Annotated in this window: 14 protein-coding genes; 11 read left to right on the forward strand and 3 right to left on the reverse strand. The window is 64.2% G+C overall.

Annotated features, from left to right (window positions below; all coding sequences use genetic code 11):
• Nucleotides 1–5 precede the first annotated feature (5 nt).
• The 9 genes from SDENCHOL_RS10915 to SDENCHOL_RS10955 all read left to right on the forward strand — a co-directional run bounded on the left by SDENCHOL_RS10915 (nt 6) and on the right by SDENCHOL_RS10955 (nt 8,477).
• Entirely contained in the window at nt 6–1,037 is a 1,032-nt protein-coding gene (locus SDENCHOL_RS10915) for an RnfABCDGE type electron transport complex subunit D (RefSeq protein ID WP_067169481.1), read from the forward strand.
• 18 nt (nt 1,038–1,055) lie between these two features.
• A complete protein-coding gene (gene rsxG / locus SDENCHOL_RS10920; protein ID WP_067169484.1) occupies nt 1,056–1,754 on the forward strand; it encodes an electron transport complex subunit RsxG in 699 nt (232 codons plus the stop codon).
• Nucleotides 1,751–2,434 (forward strand): electron transport complex subunit RsxE, encoded by a 684-nt coding sequence (rsxE, locus tag SDENCHOL_RS10925; RefSeq protein ID WP_067169487.1) that lies wholly within the window; start codon nt 1,751–1,753, stop codon nt 2,432–2,434. The genes rsxG and rsxE overlap by 4 nt, the downstream gene beginning before the upstream one ends.
• 348 nt (nt 2,435–2,782) lie before the next feature.
• Nucleotides 2,783–3,706 carry a branched-chain amino acid transaminase gene (locus tag SDENCHOL_RS10930; RefSeq protein WP_067169490.1) on the forward strand — a complete coding sequence of 308 codons (924 nt, stop codon included), beginning with the start codon at nt 2,783–2,785 and terminating at the stop codon, nt 3,704–3,706.
• Between the two features lie 10 nt (nt 3,707–3,716).
• Nucleotides 3,717–3,917, forward strand: a complete 201-nt coding sequence (locus SDENCHOL_RS10935) for a zinc-finger domain-containing protein (RefSeq protein ID WP_067169494.1) — start codon at nt 3,717–3,719, stop codon at nt 3,915–3,917.
• Between the two features lie 85 nt (nt 3,918–4,002).
• Nucleotides 4,003–5,022, forward strand: a complete 1,020-nt coding sequence (gene waaF, locus SDENCHOL_RS10940; protein WP_067169497.1) for a lipopolysaccharide heptosyltransferase II — start codon at nt 4,003–4,005, stop codon at nt 5,020–5,022.
• Between the two features lie 11 nt (nt 5,023–5,033).
• A complete protein-coding gene (locus SDENCHOL_RS10945; protein ID WP_067169500.1) occupies nt 5,034–5,465 on the forward strand; it encodes a YybH family protein in 432 nt (143 codons plus the stop codon).
• A 70-nt stretch (nt 5,466–5,535) separates the two neighbouring features.
• Nucleotides 5,536–6,927, forward strand: coding sequence for a phosphomannomutase/phosphoglucomutase (locus tag SDENCHOL_RS10950; RefSeq protein ID WP_067169503.1), 1,392 nt, complete (start codon nt 5,536–5,538; stop codon nt 6,925–6,927).
• Between the two features lie 101 nt (nt 6,928–7,028).
• The gene (locus SDENCHOL_RS10955; RefSeq protein ID WP_067169506.1) at nt 7,029–8,477 is read left to right on the forward strand and encodes an EAL and HDOD domain-containing protein; all 1,449 of its coding nucleotides are present in this window, start codon (nt 7,029–7,031) and stop codon (nt 8,475–8,477) included.
• A gap of 134 nt (nt 8,478–8,611) precedes the next feature.
• Here SDENCHOL_RS10955 and SDENCHOL_RS10960 read toward each other — a convergent pair whose 3' ends face one another.
• Nucleotides 8,612–11,500, reverse strand: coding sequence for a molybdopterin-dependent oxidoreductase (locus SDENCHOL_RS10960; protein ID WP_154717222.1), 2,889 nt, complete (start codon nt 11,498–11,500; stop codon nt 8,612–8,614).
• A gap of 156 nt (nt 11,501–11,656) precedes the next feature.
• Here SDENCHOL_RS10960 and rnk point away from each other — a divergent pair, with 156 nt between their 5' ends.
• Complete coding sequence (rnk, locus tag SDENCHOL_RS14680; protein ID WP_330219148.1) at nt 11,657–12,310, forward strand: nucleoside diphosphate kinase regulator; 654 nt, start codon at nt 11,657–11,659, stop codon at nt 12,308–12,310.
• A gap of 109 nt (nt 12,311–12,419) precedes the next feature.
• The gene (locus SDENCHOL_RS10970; RefSeq protein ID WP_067169526.1) at nt 12,420–12,776 is read left to right on the forward strand and encodes a hypothetical protein; all 357 of its coding nucleotides are present in this window, start codon (nt 12,420–12,422) and stop codon (nt 12,774–12,776) included.
• A gap of 44 nt (nt 12,777–12,820) precedes the next feature.
• Here the strand turns inward: SDENCHOL_RS10970 and htpG are convergent, their stop codons facing one another.
• Nucleotides 12,821–14,755 (reverse strand): molecular chaperone HtpG, encoded by a 1,935-nt coding sequence (gene htpG / locus SDENCHOL_RS10975; protein WP_067169529.1) that lies wholly within the window; start codon nt 14,753–14,755, stop codon nt 12,821–12,823.
• A gap of 103 nt (nt 14,756–14,858) precedes the next feature.
• Nucleotides 14,859–15,419, reverse strand: coding sequence for a transcription elongation factor GreB (gene greB, locus SDENCHOL_RS10980; protein WP_067169533.1), 561 nt, complete (start codon nt 15,417–15,419; stop codon nt 14,859–14,861).
• Between the last annotated feature and the right edge of the window lie 15 nt (nt 15,420–15,434).

Raw genomic sequence — 15,434 nt, forward strand, 5'->3', positions numbered from 1 at the left:
CCCTCATGGCCAACAATTCTCCCTATTTCCGCCAGCCCGCCAGCGTGCAGAGCGTCATGCTGCGGGTGCTGGTGGCGCTGCTGCCGGGCATCGCCGCCTACGTCTGGTTCTTCGGCATCGGCATCCTGATCCAGATCCTGCTCGCCTCGCTGGCCGCCCTGGCGGGCGAGGCGCTGATGCTGACGATCCGCAGGAAGCCGCTCGGCCTGTTTCTCGGCGACGGCTCGGCCCTGGTCACCGCCTGGCTGGTCGCCCTGACCCTGCCGCCGATCGGCCCATGGTGGCTGGTGGTCGTCGCCACCTTGTTCGCCATCGTCATCGTCAAGCATCTCTACGGCGGCCTCGGCCAGAATCCGTTCAATCCGGCGATGGCGGCCTTCTGCGTGATGATCGTCGCCTTCCCGCAACTGATGTCGCAATGGCCGGCTGTCGATGGCTTCGGCGGCCTGCAGAATCTCGACCTGCAGATTTCGCTGATCTTCGGCAGCCCGGCAGGCCGCGAGATCGACGCCTTTACCATGGCCACCTCGCTGGACACCCTGCGCACCGGGCTGCACGGCGCGACCGAAAGCAGCGTCGGCGCGATCGTCGGCGGAGCGCAGGCGCCGGTCTTCGGCCACTTCGGCGGCAGGAACTGGGAGTGGATCGCCCTGGGCTACCTGCTCGGCGGGCTCTGGCTGATCCAGCAGCGCATCATCACCTGGCACATTCCCTGCGCCTTCATCGCCACCCTGGCGGCCATCGCCGGGCTGTTCCACCTGATTTCGCCGGAACAGCATGCCGGCGCGCTGTTTCATCTGTTCAGCGGCGGCGCCATGCTCGGCGCCTTCTTCATCGCCACCGACCCGGTATCGGCCGCCACCACGCCGCGCGGCAAGCTGATCTATGCGGCCGGCATCGCCCTGCTGACCTGGGTGATCCGCAGCTTCGGCGCCTATCCGGACGGCATCGCCTTCGCCACCCTGCTGCTCAACATCGCCGTACCGCTGATCGACATGTGGACCCAGCCGCCGGTATTCGGCCACAAGAAACGCTAGCGAGGCGAGCGCACGATCATGAGTTCTCCGCAAACCGCATCCCCCCTCGGCATCCTCAACATTTCGCTGCGCACGGCGACCGTCCTGCTGCTGTTCACGCTCGTCTTCACCACCCTGATGGCCGTCGTCCACGGCGCCACCAAGGCGCCCATCGCCGCCAGCGTCGAAGCGGAAAAACTCAAGCTGATCGGCGAAGTGCTGCCCGCCGAGGCCTACGACAACGACCTGCTCAAGGATGCCGTCGAGTTGCCGGCCACGGCGGCGCTGGGACTCGACCAGCCCAGCCAGGTCTATCGCGCCCGCAAGGCCGGCGCCCCCGCCGCCCTGGTGTTCGAGGCCGCCGCGCCGGACGGCTACAGCGGCCGCATCGGACTGATCCTGGCGGTGCGAACGGATGGCGAGCTCCTCGCGGTGCGGGTCGTCGCGCACAAGGAAACGCCCGGCCTGGGGGACTACATCGATCCGCACAAGGACAAGAACAAGGAACGACCGTGGATCAGGCAGTTCGACCGGCAAAGCCTTGCCCGCCTGCCGACCGAACGCTGGCGGGTGCAGAAGGATGGCGGCGCGTTCGAGCAGCGCAGCGGCGCGACCATCAGCGCCCGCGCCGTCACCAACGCGGTGGCGCGGGCCATGCACTGGGCCGCCGCCCACCAGCAGGAACTGTTCGACAGCGCCCCGGTTTCCGCCGCCGGCCTCTCCGGAACCCAGCTATGAACTACCGCGACATCGTCTCGAATTCCCTGTGGAAACAGAACCCCGGCCTGGTCCAGTTGCTCGGCCTGTGTCCGCTGCTGGCGATGAGCAACAGCATCGTCAATGCCGCCGGCCTCGGCATCGCGACCATTCTCGTCATGGCCCTGTCGAGCGGCATGATCGCCCTGCTGCGCGGCTTCATTCCCTATGAAATCCGCATTCCGGTGTTCATCCTGGTGATCGCCGCCCTGGTCACCGGCGTCGATCTGGCGATGAATGCCTGGCTGCACAAGCTCTACAACGTGCTGGGCATTTTCATTCCGCTGATCGTCACCAATTGCATCGTGCTGGCGCGCGTCGAAGCCTTCGCCGCGAAGAACCCGCCGCTGGCCGCCACCCTGGACGGCGCCATGATGGGCCTGGGCCTGACGCTGGTGCTGGTGGCGCTGGGCGCGGTGCGCGAATTCGTCGGCGGCGGCACCCTGTTCGCCGGCATCGAAATGGTCATTCCCGGCGCCCGCGCCGTGCAGGTGCTGCCGGCGGACTATCCGGGCTTTCTGGTCGCCATCCTGCCGCCGGGCGCCTTCTTCTCCCTGGCCTTCCTGATCGCCCTGCGCAACTGGATCGACGCCCGCGCCAGCGAACGCGCCAAAAACCAGCCGCCCGCCGCCGCCCCGGCGCTGGAAGGGGTGTCCAGCTAGTGTCGTGCTGCATTCTTGACGGAATGTATGAATATCGGCTTCGTCATTCCCGCGCAGGCGGGAATCCAGTGTACTCGGCCACGTCGGCGATGGTGTTCATGCCGTCATTCCCGCGTAAGCGGGAATCCAGTACGTACCTGGGTCCCCGCTTTCGCGGGGACGACAAATGTGTGGTTCTTTATGTATCAATCAGCATGCAACACTACACTGGCCGCCGCAAAGCCACAGCAAAGCCGAAACGCGCCGGAATATGCAGGGCGATACTGCGGGAACCGCGACAAATCGGCTAAAATCCCGCCTTCCCCGATCCCGACCTCACCCATCCTCGAACTCCGGAGAGACACGATAATGTCCATGTCCGATCGCGACGGCCTCATCTGGTATGACGGCAAGCTCGTTCCCTGGCGCGAAGCCAATACCCATGTGCTGACGCACTCCCTGCACTACGGCCTGGCCGTGTTCGAAGGCCTGCGTGCCTACAAGACCGCCAGCGGCACGGCCATCTTCCGCCTCAGGGAACACACCGAGCGGCTGTTCACTTCGGCCCACATCTACCGCATGGACATGCCCTGGGATCGCGAAACCTTGATGGAAGCCCAGAAGGAAGTCGTTCGCGTCAACAATCTGGAAAGCGGCTACCTGCGCCCGATCGCCTTCTACGGCTCGGAAAAGATGGGCATCTCGCCGCGCGGCCTGAAAGTCCATGTCGCCATCGCCGCCTGGCCCTGGGGCGCCTATCTCGGCGCGGACGGCATGGAAAAGGGCATCCGCATCCGCACCTCCTCCTACACCCGCCACCATATCAACGCCACCATGCCGCGCGCCAAGCTGGCCGCGACCTATGCCAACTCCATCCTGGCCAACATGGAAGCCATCGACGACGGCTACGACGAAGCCCTGCTGCTCGACGTCGAAGGCTTCGTCGCCGAAGGCGCGGGGGAGAACCTGCTCATCGTCAAGGACGGCGTGATCTACGAGCCGGAAATCGCCTCGGCGCTCTCCGGCATCACCCGCGCCACCATCATCGCCCTGGCGCGCGATCTGGGCCTGACGGTGATCAGCAAGCGCCTGACCCGCGACGACATCTACATCGCCGATGAAGCCTTCTTCACCGGCACCGCCGCCGAAGTCACGCCGATCCGCGAACTCGACCGCCGCCAGATCGGTGCCGGCCGGCGCGGCCCGATTACCGAAAAACTGCAAAGCCTGTTCTTCGACGTGGTCAACGGCAAGGTGCCGGCCCACGCCGACTGGCTGACCCCGGTCGCCTGAGGAGGATGAGATGAGCACGATCAAGGACGCGGCCCGCCGCCTCGACGTCACCGCAGCCGATCTGCCGCTGCATTGCCCCTTGCCCGACAGCCCGTTGTGGTCGCGCCATCCGCGCGTTTTTCTCGACGTGCTGAAAACCGGCACGGCCACCTGCCCCTACTGCAGCACGGAATATGCATTCACGGGCGAAAGGCCCAAGGGACATCACTGATATCCCGGAGACCGGAAGCCGGAAACGAGGGGCCGGAAATGGGGATGGGGATGGGGATGAGGATGGAGACGTGGACGGGAAGCCCATGCGCATACTGATCGTCGCGCCGTCCTGGATCGGCGACACCATCCTGGCCCAGCCGCTGTTCATGCGGCTGCACGAAAAACACCGGGATCTGGCGCTCGACGTCCTCGCGCCGCCCTGGACCGCACCGCTGCTGGCGCGCATGCCGGAAGTGCGCAAGGTGCTCGGCAACCCCTTCGCCCATGGCGAATTCAACCTCGCCGCGCGCTGGCGCCTGGGCCGCGAACTGCGCAGCGAGCGCTACGACGAAGCCATCATCCTGCCCAACTCCTGGAAATCCGCGCTCTCGCCCTTTTTTGCCGGCATTCCGCTCCGTACCGGCTACAGCGGCGAGGCCCGCGTCGGCCTGCTCAACCGCCGCCACATTCTCGACAGGAACGGCCTGCCGCAACTCGCCCAGCGCTACGCGCAGCTTGCCGAAGCGCCCGGCGCCGCGCCCAACGCGCAAGCGCTGCCGCAGATTCATCTGAGCTCGTCCCGCGCACAGCAGGACGCCGTGCGCGCCGCGCTCGGACTGCCGCTGGATGCGGCACCGGCGATCTTCTGCCCCGGCGCCGAATTCGGCCCGGCCAAACGCTGGCCCTCGCGCCACTTTGCCGCGCTGGCGAGGCTGCTGGCGGTCGACGGCATTCCCGTCTGGCTGCTCGGATCGAACAAGGACACCACGCTGGGTGACGGCATCGCCCAGATGTCGCAGGGCCACGCCCTCAACCTCTGCGGCCGGACCACGCTGGAACAGGCCATCGACCTGATCGCCGGCGCGCGCCTGGTGGTCAGCAATGACTCGGGACTGATGCACGTCGCCGCCGCATTGGCACGGCCGCTGTATGCCCTGTACGGCTCCTCCAGCCCGATCTATACGCCGCCGCTTTCGGCGCACGCCCGCATCATCTCGCTGCATGTCGATTGCAGCCCCTGCTTCAAGCGCGCCTGCCCGCTCGGCCACTTCAAGTGCATGGAAGAGCTGAAGGCCGAACTGGTATTGAATGAAATCCATCGCACGGACACGGACCGGGGTTGAGGACAGACGCCATGCCGCTGAAAAAACCCATCTACGCCACGCCCAGGGATGCCGAACAGGCGCTGTACGATGCCATGAACCGCGCCGACCTGGACGCCTTCATGAACGTCTGGGCCGAGGACGAGGAAGTGCTCTGCATCCTCCCCAACGGCCCCAGGATCGCCGGTTACGCCAGCATCCGCGAAACCTGGCGGCGCATCCTCGAGGAAGGCCAGCGCTTCACCATCAGCATTGCCAACGTGCATGCGCTGCCGGGCATGCTGGTGACCATCCACAACGTGCATGAAACCATCGCCCTGAGCGGCGACAAGAACGCCCCGGCGGTACTGGTACTCGCCACCAACGTCTTCATCCGTAGCCCGGTCGGCTGGCGCCTGCTGGTGCATCACGCCTCGCCGACACTGGCGGTGCCGGACGGAGACATCGCCAAGACGCTGCACTGAGCGGCGAAGCGGCGAACTTCCATTTCCTTTCCTCTTTCATCTCTTCATCTACGCGATACGCCCGGCAACCATGACGAAACTCCCCGCTCCAGAAATCTTCAAGGCCTATGACATACGCGGCATCGTCGGCAAGACCCTGACGCCCGAGGTCGCCCGCATCATCGGCCAGGCCCTGGGCACGGAAGCGGCGAAGCGCAAACAGCGGACCATCGCCATCGGCCGCGACGGCCGCCTCTCCGGCCCGGCGCTGGCCGCCGCGCTGGCCGAAGGTCTCAACGCCGCCGGCATCGACGTGCTGGACATCGGCTGCGTGCCGACGCCGCTGGCCTATTTCGCCGCTTTCCAGCTCGGCACCGACAGCGCCGTCTCGGTCACCGGCAGCCACAATCCGCCCGACTACAACGGCCTGAAGATGGTGCTCGGCGGCGACACGCTCCATGGCGAGCAGATCCAGGCGCTGCGCCGCCGCATCGAAATCGGCGATCTGCGCACCGCCAAAAAACCCGGCAAGACCAAACGAGCCGACGTGCGCGCCGCCTATCTGGAACGCATCACCAGCGACGTCAGGCTGACCCGGCCGATGAAGATCGTCGTCGACTGCGGCAACGGCGTGGCCGGCGAACTCGCGCCGGAACTCTTCCGCCGCATGGGCTGCGAGGTGATTCCGCTGTACTGCGAGATCGACGGCAACTTCCCCAACCATCATCCCGATCCATCGAAACCGGAAAACCTGCGCGACCTGATCCGCACCCTCAAGGCAACCGATGCCGAGCTGGGTCTGGCCTTCGATGGCGATGGCGATCGCCTCGGCGTGGTCACCAAGGATGGCGAGATCATCTTCCCCGATCGCCAGTTGATGCTGTTCGCCGCCGACATCCTGACGCGCGAACCCGGCGCGCAGATCATCTACGACGTGAAGTGCTCGCGCAACGTCGCGATCAGCGTGCGCCACCAGGGCGGACGCCCGCTGATGTGGCAGACCGGGCATGCCATCATCAAGACCAAGCTGAAGGAATCCGGCGCGCCGCTGGCCGGCGAAATGAGCGGCCACATGTTCTTCAAGGAACGCTGGTACGGCTTCGACGACGGCCTTTACACCGGTGCGCGCCTGCTCGAAATCGTCTCGCGCTGGAAGGATGCCAACTGGCCGCTGAAGCACCTGCCGAATGCCATTGCCACCCCCGAACTCAACATCAAGATGCAGGAAGGCGAGCCGCACCTCCTGGTAAACAAGCTGATCGAGGACAGCCTGCGCCTGTTTCCCGGCGCGGTCGAACTCAGTTGCATCGACGGCGTGCGCGCCGAATACGCCGATGGCTTCGGCCTGGTGCGCGCCTCGAACACCACCCCGGTGATCGTACTGCGCTTCGAGGCCGACTCGGAACTCGCGCTGCAGCGCATCCAGGCGGAATTCCGCCATGCCCTGCGCGCCGTGCACCCGCAACTGGAGATCAATTTTTGAGCCCTTCGAGCAGATGATGCGCCAGCGCTCGCCAGGCACGCCTTGCTGAAGGGCAATGGGAATGCGGATGCCGGATATCTGGAAGGTTCGGAATGTCGGGAATGTTCAACTTCTTCCATAGGCTGCTGAGGCGCAACCAACCCAAAACCGGCCTGCCGGCAGCCGAGCCTGCGCCACCCAGAGCGACAAGCCACGCTGGCGACGCGCCGCAGGCAACAGCCGATGCGGCTGATACGCCAGATACGTCTGATACATCCAACGCATCCGATACCCCCACCCGGCGCGGCTTCGTCTGTCGCGAACCGATCCTCGATCGCCAGGAACGGATCGCCGGCTATGCCTTCGACCTGCACGCAAAGCTGCAACTGCGGCTACGCCTGCAGCAAGACCCCACGGCGCGGCGCGCCTACGACGACGCCTTGCTGCGCAACCTGACGGCCCTGGATGTCCATGGCCTGCTGGGACATCGCCTGGCCTTCGTTCATCTCTCGCCGGCTTCGCTCGGACATCCGCTGATCGAACGGCTGGCAGCGCAAAACACCGTGCTGATGCTGACCCTGGAGGCATCCGCGATGCCAGCGCCGACCGCCCTGCAGGCGCAGCTCGATGCCCTGCGCCAACGAGGGCTGGCCCATGGCTGGCTGCTGCAAAAAGTCCACCTCAAGGACCACCCGGGACTGCTCGATCTGGCCGCCCAGGCTGATTACGTGCAGTTTCAGACCGGAGAATTCGACGGCCTGGAAATCAAGACGCTCATCAAGATGCTCGATGCCGCCCGTCCGGCGGGTCGGGCCAGACTGCAACTGATCGCGCACGAACTCGCCAGCTTCGACGAATTCAACCTCTGCTTCCAGGGCGGCTTCGATTACTTCCTCGGCGATTTCATCACCCGCCGCGACAACTGGCATCCGCCCAGGAGCGACATCAATCGCCTGCTGGTCATCAAGCTGCTCAACCTGCTGCGCAGCGACACGGAACTCAGCGTCATTGCGCCGCAACTGATCGGCGATCCGGTGATGAGCTTCAAGCTGCTGCGCTACCTGAACTCGTCGGCCATGGGCCTGCAAAGCCCGATCACCGCGATGGACAAGGCGCTGCTGGTGCTCGGCCGCAGCCGCTTCTATCGCTGGCTGTCGCTGCTGCTGTTCGACATCAAGTCGCCGGGCTACCGCGAGCGCATGCTGATCGAACAGGCGCTGACCCGCGCCTTCTTTCTCGAAGCGCTGGCCGGCCAGGGACAACTGCCGAAAGACGGCGACGAACTCTTCCTCCTCGGCCTGTTCTCCATGCTGGATCTGCTGATCGGCCAGCCGCTGCCGAACATACTCGACCAGGCCCGCCTGCCGCCGGCCGTCCACGCCGCCCTGCTCGGCGAACCCGGCATCCATCGCAGCGCCCTGGAACTCGCCATCGCCGCCGAAGACCCGCACTCGACCACCCTGGAGCAACACAGCGCCGCCTGCGGCCTGGATGCGGCGCAAATCACGCGCTACGGCGTCACTGCGCTGACCAGGGCCCACGAAATTACCACGCTCAGCGAAAGCGCGTAGGAAGCAGAAACGGGAACAGGAACGACTGTGGAAACACGGTAACGTCAGGCAAAAACAAACAGAGGCACGACATGCCGTGCCTCTGTTGAGCATTACCCGAGCATCACCTGAACATTACGCCGCCCGGCTCACGCTCACTTCACCTTCTCGATCTCGATCGGCACGCCGCGCGGCGCATGGCTGGGGCCGCCGTAGTACATGCGGTAGTGGATCTGATGGTAGCCGCCGGCCAGGTGCAGCGCCTTCCACGGCGCTTCCGCCGGCTCCTGGTTGCCCTTCCAGTTCTTGAACTGGTACGGCTCCCAGGCGTGATAGACGATCACTTCGCCCGGCGCGGTGATCGGCGCAACCTTGACCATGCACTCGAATTCGCCATGGTGGTTGTACAGCCGGGCCATGTCGCCGTCCTTGATGCCGCGCTTCTCGGCTTCCAGCGGGTTCAGCCAGCAGGCCGGCTGGCCGCGCTGCAGGCGCAGCAGCAGCTTCACGTCGCGCCAGATGGCGTGAATCGACCAGCGGTTATGGCCGCCGTAGATGCGCAGCGGATATTTGCTGCCCGCATGCGGTGGCGGCTTGTGCGTCGGCAGCGACTCGCCGCCTTCGAGGAACCAGGGGTGGTCGATGTAGAACTGCTGGCGCCCCGTCAGCGTCGGCCAGGCGGTCTTCTTGGTGACGAAGTCGCCATGCGGCCAGTGAGTGTCCTTGGGATCGTAATCCGTGTAGTTCTGGTAGATCAGCGAAGGACGGCCCGTGCTGATGATGGGCACCGCCCCCATCTCCAGCGCCTCGCGGCCGCTATTGGCGCCCAGGCTGGGACTGCCCTCGAAGATGGCATCCAGCAACTTGACCGGATCTTCCGGATGGGTCGGGTCATACAGGCCGTTTTCGGTGTGGATGTCATACACCTTGGTCAGATCATGCGGCCGGTCCTTGAAACCGCGCACCGGCGGAATGTTGCGCGCCTTGGCACGTTCGGCAATGGTCTTGCTGAGCAGACCGAACACTTCCCAGTCCGACTTCGATTCGCCCAGCGGCTCGGTGGCCTTGTCGGAGGTGATGAGATAAGGCACATAGGACTGGCCGTACTTGATGCCGTACTTCTCGTAATACCCCGCCACCGGCAGCACATAGTCGGCGAACATCGTGGACGTGCTCATGCGGAAGTTCACCGACACCACCACGTCGAACTTCGGCCACAGCACTTTCTTGGCAATCTGCGGTGAAGGCCAGCGACGCAGCGGGTTGCAGCCGGTGAAGATATAGGCCTTGGGGCTGCGGTTCTCCGGCGGGTATACCTTGGTCCAGCCCTTGTCGATGGACTCGCGCATGTACTCCGCCAGGTTGCGCGGCAGCGCCGGATCCTGCAGATGCGGCTTGTCCCACATCTCCTTGTAACCGCCATGCACGTAGAGGAAAACGATCATCGGCGTGTTGGCTTCGCGATCGCTGATGTCGATGAAGAGGTCTTCGTAATCGCGCGGAGTCAGGCCCTTGATGGCCTTGGGAATCAGCTTGATCTTGTCCATGGTGCTGAACAGGCCGGCGGTCATCGCTTCCATGCCGTCCACACCCCACCACGCCGCCACGCGCACGCCGCTGCCGGGCTTGCCCTGGTTGCCGGTGAAGGTCATCAGGAGCGCCATGGCGCGCTGGTAAAGGTCGCTGTGATGGTGCTTGCAGGCGCCCCACGAGCAGTAGATCATGGCGTTCGGCGCCGCGGCCATCTCGCGCGCGAAGGTGCGGATGACGTTGGGATGGATGCCGGTGACCTTCTCGGCCAGTTCCGGCGTGTATTCCGTGTCCAGCTTTTCCTTCAGCATGTCGAACACGGTATGCACTTCGACGCTTTCGCCGTTCGCCAGCTTCACCGTGAACGTGCCCGACAGCGCCGGTTTGATGCCGTTCAGCTTCAGACTGCGCCCGCCTTCGCCGTCGCCTTCGCAGCCCGGTGCAACCACGGCGGCCTGTTTCGCTTCGTCCCAGATGTACACCGCGTTGTCGGCGCCACCCTTGACCATGTCGGCGCCGCGCAGAAAGCGCTTGTCGTCCTTCCTCACCAGGAAGGGCATGTCGGTCTGTTCGAGAACGTAGTCCTTCTTGATCAGATTCTCGGTGATCATCACCTGCGCCGCCGCCAGCCCCAGCGCCGCATCGGTTTCGGGGTTGATCTTGAGCCAGGTATCGGCATGCACGGTTGATGGATTCAGGTCGGGCGCGATCACCACCAGCTTGGCGCCGCGATAGCGCGCCTCATGCAGAAAGTGCGCTTCCGGAATCCGCGTGTAGATCGGGTTGCCCACCCAGATGACGATGTAGTCGGAACGGAACCAGTCGTCCGAGGTGCCTTCGCAGTTGTACATCCCCCAGGTCTGCACCAGACCCATCGGCATGTCCGACACGCCCGCCCAGGAGTCGATCTTGGTGGTCTGCAGCGAGGTGGCGAAGCGCACGTCGCCGGCGGTTTCCGGGCCATAGCCGGCATTCGTCGTGCCGTCGTCGAAGATGATGGATTCGGTGCCTTCGGCCACGGCAGCGTCGATCAGCTTGTCGGCGATCTCGGTCAGCGCCTCGTCCCAGGTGATGCGCTTCCACTTACCCTCGCCGCGCTCGCCGACACGCTTCAACGGATACTTGATGCGCGATTCATTCACCTGCAGATGGGTGTAGCAGGCACCCTTCTGGCAGCCGCGCGGGTTGAAGTCGGGAATGTCCGGACGATGCGGTTCGTAGATCGCCGCCTGCTCCTCGCGCCAGGCGATGCCGTCCTTGACATACACGTCCCAGGAACAGGCGCCGATGCAGTTGGCGCGGGTGTGGGTGCCCTTGACCACGCGGTCCCACTTCCACTTCTCGCGCCAGATGTCGGAGTAGTCGTTGTATTTGACCTTCTTCGCCGGGATGCCGGGCTTGTCCGCCGGGCGCGGCGCGGCCGGCACGTAGTGCTTGGGCCGCAGGCTGTAAAGGCCGAGGCCGGCCGCCGCAACGGCCGAGCCGACGATGAATTGACGTCTGGAAATCTGCATGCTGAAAGCTCCTCTGGATTGCGTGGGCCATGCCAGGCCCAGGATGAGCGGATTGGTGGCGAACCTGAATTTCTACGGCCCGGATGTTAGGCCCTGGCGCCGTGGATTGTTTTCACCAGTCGCCCAATTTGAGCAACTTTCCAGAAAATTGAGGAAATGCAAAAGCCGAACCCGGGCACCTGGCGCCGGACTCCCTGTAAAACCGGGCAAACCGGCCAGTCGCTCATCCGGCGGGAAGACCCTGGGTTCTACAATCCCAAGTGGCTCAACCGACCCTCGAAGCGGTTAGAATGCCCCATCAGGGCAACGCCGCGCTACCGCAACGCCGCGCCGCCGCAGCGCTGCAATGCAGCGACAGAGAAAATGAAGCAATGGAGCAATGAATTCCCCATGGAGAAAAATGTGAGACCCGAAATCATCATTTCATCAATTGACGCCGAAAGACTGGATGATTTGCTGGTCTCGCTGCCGCAAACCGGCATTGTGGGGCGCGCCGAACTGGAAGCCGAGTTGGATCGGGCAACCGTCGTGGAGCCGGAAGAAATACCGCCAACCGTGGTGACGATGAATTCCACCGTGAAATTCACCGTCGAATCGACCGGAGAAGAATTCGAGTTGACCCTGGTTTATCCCAAGGACATGGACAACTCGGGCAAAACCATCTCCATCCTGGCGCCGGTCGGCAGCGCCCTGCTGGGCCTGTCGCAAGGTGCTGAAATCGAATGGCCCAAACCGGGAGGCGGCCTGATCAAGGTACAAATCAAGGAAGTCACCTACCAGCCCGAACGCACCGGGATATACCACCGCTGACCGCCGCGGCAACGCGATGCGACGGCCGGCTCGGGAGATCAAGGCAAGGCAGGATGCGCCAAAATTTCACCAGGAAGTTTCCCGTTTCTCCATGCCCCCATCCCTACCCATGACCCCATCCCCATCCATCGCGCTGCGCTGGCTGGCCATTCCCTTGCTGGCCCTTGGCCTGAGTGTGGGGGTGAGTAACGCCGCGCTCGCCCAGGACGCGCAGGACGCCCAGACCCGCTGCGCCCAGGCGCATGACCCGGCGCACTGCATGGCGCGCCTGCAAGCCAAGGCCGCCTGCCGCCAGGAGCGCGGCCGGGAACTGCAACAATGCATCTACGATCACATGCCGCCGATGGATTGCAGCAAGGTGCAGGACAGCGCGCGCTGCGCCCTTCGCCAGCAGGCCGTCAAGGCCTGCCACGACAAGCTCGGCAAGGAGCGGCGCGCCTGCCTGCTGGCGCACGGGCTGCACTGATTCCCGGCGACCCCGGCACCACAGCTCCAGCTTCCATCCAGGCTTTAGCCCCGCATCTCCAGCATCAACTGATTGATGCGGCGCACGAAACCGGCCGGGTCGTCGAGCTGGCCACCTTCGGCAAGCAGGGCCTGATCGAAGAGCACTGAAGCCCAGTCGTCGAAACGCGCTTCCTCGTTCTTCAGCCGCTGCACCACGGCGTGATGGGGATTGAGCTCCAGTATCGGCTTGGTGTCCGGCGTCTGCTGGCCGGCGGCCTTCAGCATGCGGGCGAGGTTGCCGCCGATGTCGTGAGCGTCGGCCACCAGGCAGGCCGGGCTGTCGGTCAGGCGATGGGTGATGCGTACTTCCTTGACGCGCTCGCCCAGCGACCGGGCCACTTTCTCGGTGAAGTCCTTGAACTCGCCGGCCTCCTTTTCCTGCGCCTGCTTTTCTTCCTCGTCCTCCAGCGCACCCAGGTCGAGGCCGCCACGGGCCACCGACACCAACTGCTTGCCGTCGAACTCGGGCAGGTTGCCGACCACCCATTCATCGACGCGCTCGGAAAGCAGCAGCACTTCGATGCCTTTCTTGCGGAAGACTTCCAGATGCGGGCTGTTCTTCGCCGCGTTGAAGGTATCGGCAGTGACGTAGTAAATCTTGTCCTGGCCTTCCTTCATGCGCTTGATGTAATCGGCCAGCGATACATTCTCTTCCGGCGTGTCGTTGTGCGTCGAGGCAAAGCGCAGCAGCGCGGCGATGCGTTCGCGGTTGGCGAAATCCTCGCCGATGCCCTCCTTCAGCACGCGGCCGAATTCGCGCCAGAAGGTGGTGAACTTCTCCGGCTGGTTCTCGGCCAGGTCTTCGAGCATCGCCAGGATGCGCTTGGTGCTGCCCGAGCGGATCGCCTCGATGTCCTTGCTTTCCTGCAGGATCTCGCGCGAGACGTTGAGCGGCAGGTCGTTGCTGTCGACGATGCCGCGCACGAAGCGCAGATAGGTCGGCAGCAACTGCTCGGCATCATCCATGATGAAGACGCGCTTCACATACAGCTTGACGCCATGGCGCGAATTGCGGTCGAACAGATCGAACGGCGCATGCGAGGGAATGTAGAGGAGCTGGGTGTATTCCGAGCGCCCCTCGACGCGGGCATGGCTCCAGGTCAGCGGCTCGCTGTAGTCGTGGCTGACGTGCTTGTAGAACTCGACGTACTCGCCGTCCTCGATCGCGCTCTTGGAACGCGCCCACAGGGCGCTGGCCTGATTGACCGTTTCGTCCTCGTCGGTCGGCTTCTGCGCCTTGGCCTCCTCGTCCCAGACTTCCTTCTGCATCACGATGGGCTGGAGGATGTGGTCGGAATATTTGCGGATGAGCGAACGCAGCTTGTAGCCGGAAAGCAGGCCGTCCGGCCCCTCGGCGGCATCGTCGCGCAGGTGCAGGGTGATCTCGGTGCCGCGCGTGGCCTTGTCCACCACCTCGACGGTGAACTGGCCGCTGGCCTCGTCCGTCATGTCGCAGGTCCACAGCACGCCCTGATCGGCCTTCTCACCGGCGCGGCGGCTATACACCGTGACCTTGTCGGCGACGATGAAGGAAGAGTAGAAACCCACGCCGAACTGGCCGATCAGGTTGGCATCCTGCTGCTGATCGCCCGACAGCCGGCTGAAGAATTCGCGCGTGCCCGACTTGGCGATGGTGCCCAGATTCTGGATCGCATCCTCGCGGTTCATGCCGATGCCGTTGTCGGCAATCGTCAGCGTCTTCGCCTCGGCATCGAAGGAAATGCGGATCTTCAGTTCCGTATCGTCCTCGAACAATGTGGCATTGTTGAGCGCTTCGAAACGCAGCTTGTCGCAGGCATCCGATGCATTCGAAATCAGCTCGCGCAGGAAAATCTCGCGGTTGCTGTAAAGCGAGTGGATCATCAACTGCAGAAGCTGTTTGACTTCGGTCTGGAAACCCAGCGTTTCGCGGTTATTTGCGGCTGCTTGATCGGCCATCTGTTCCTCCTGATAAAAATCGCAGCAAGCGAAATGGGGATGGCCGCCTGGATTTCAAGAGCTGAATTTCATGCGCCACGCCGCATGGCAGGCAACAACAGCCTCAACGATAAAAGATCTCCACCACTTCCAGCTCACGCCGGCCGGCCGGGCTCTGGAAGCTCACCACGTCGCCTTCCCGGGCTTTCATCAGGGCGCGCGCCAAAGGCGCGATCCAACTGATGCGGCCGACGCCGGCGTCGGCTTCATCGACGCCGACGATCTGGTAGGTGGTTTCGCTCATGCCGGCATCGGCCAGATCGATGAGGGTCACCGTGGCGCCGAAGAACACCTGCTCCAGGTTCTCCTGTTCCTGTGGATCGACCACCACGGCGCTGTCCAGGCGCTTGCTCAGGTAGCGGATGCGCCAGTCGATCTCGCGCAGGCGTTTCTTGCCGTAGATGTAATCGCCGTTTTCCGAGCGGTCGCCATTGCCGGCCGCCCAGGAAACCACCTGCACCAGGGCCGGCCGCTCGACCTTGACGAGCTGCTCGAACTCCTCGCGCAGCCGGCGATGCCCCGCCGGCGTCATGTAATTGACGCTGCCGGCCGGCAGGCTGGGCGCACCGGCCGGCAGGTTCTCGCCTTCCTCGCCGGCATCTTCCCTGACGAAAGCCTTGTTCATGCCGCCTCCCTTCCA

Source organism: Sterolibacterium denitrificans (genome assembly GCF_900174485.1).
GTDB lineage: Bacteria > Pseudomonadota > Gammaproteobacteria > Burkholderiales > Rhodocyclaceae > Sterolibacterium > Sterolibacterium denitrificans.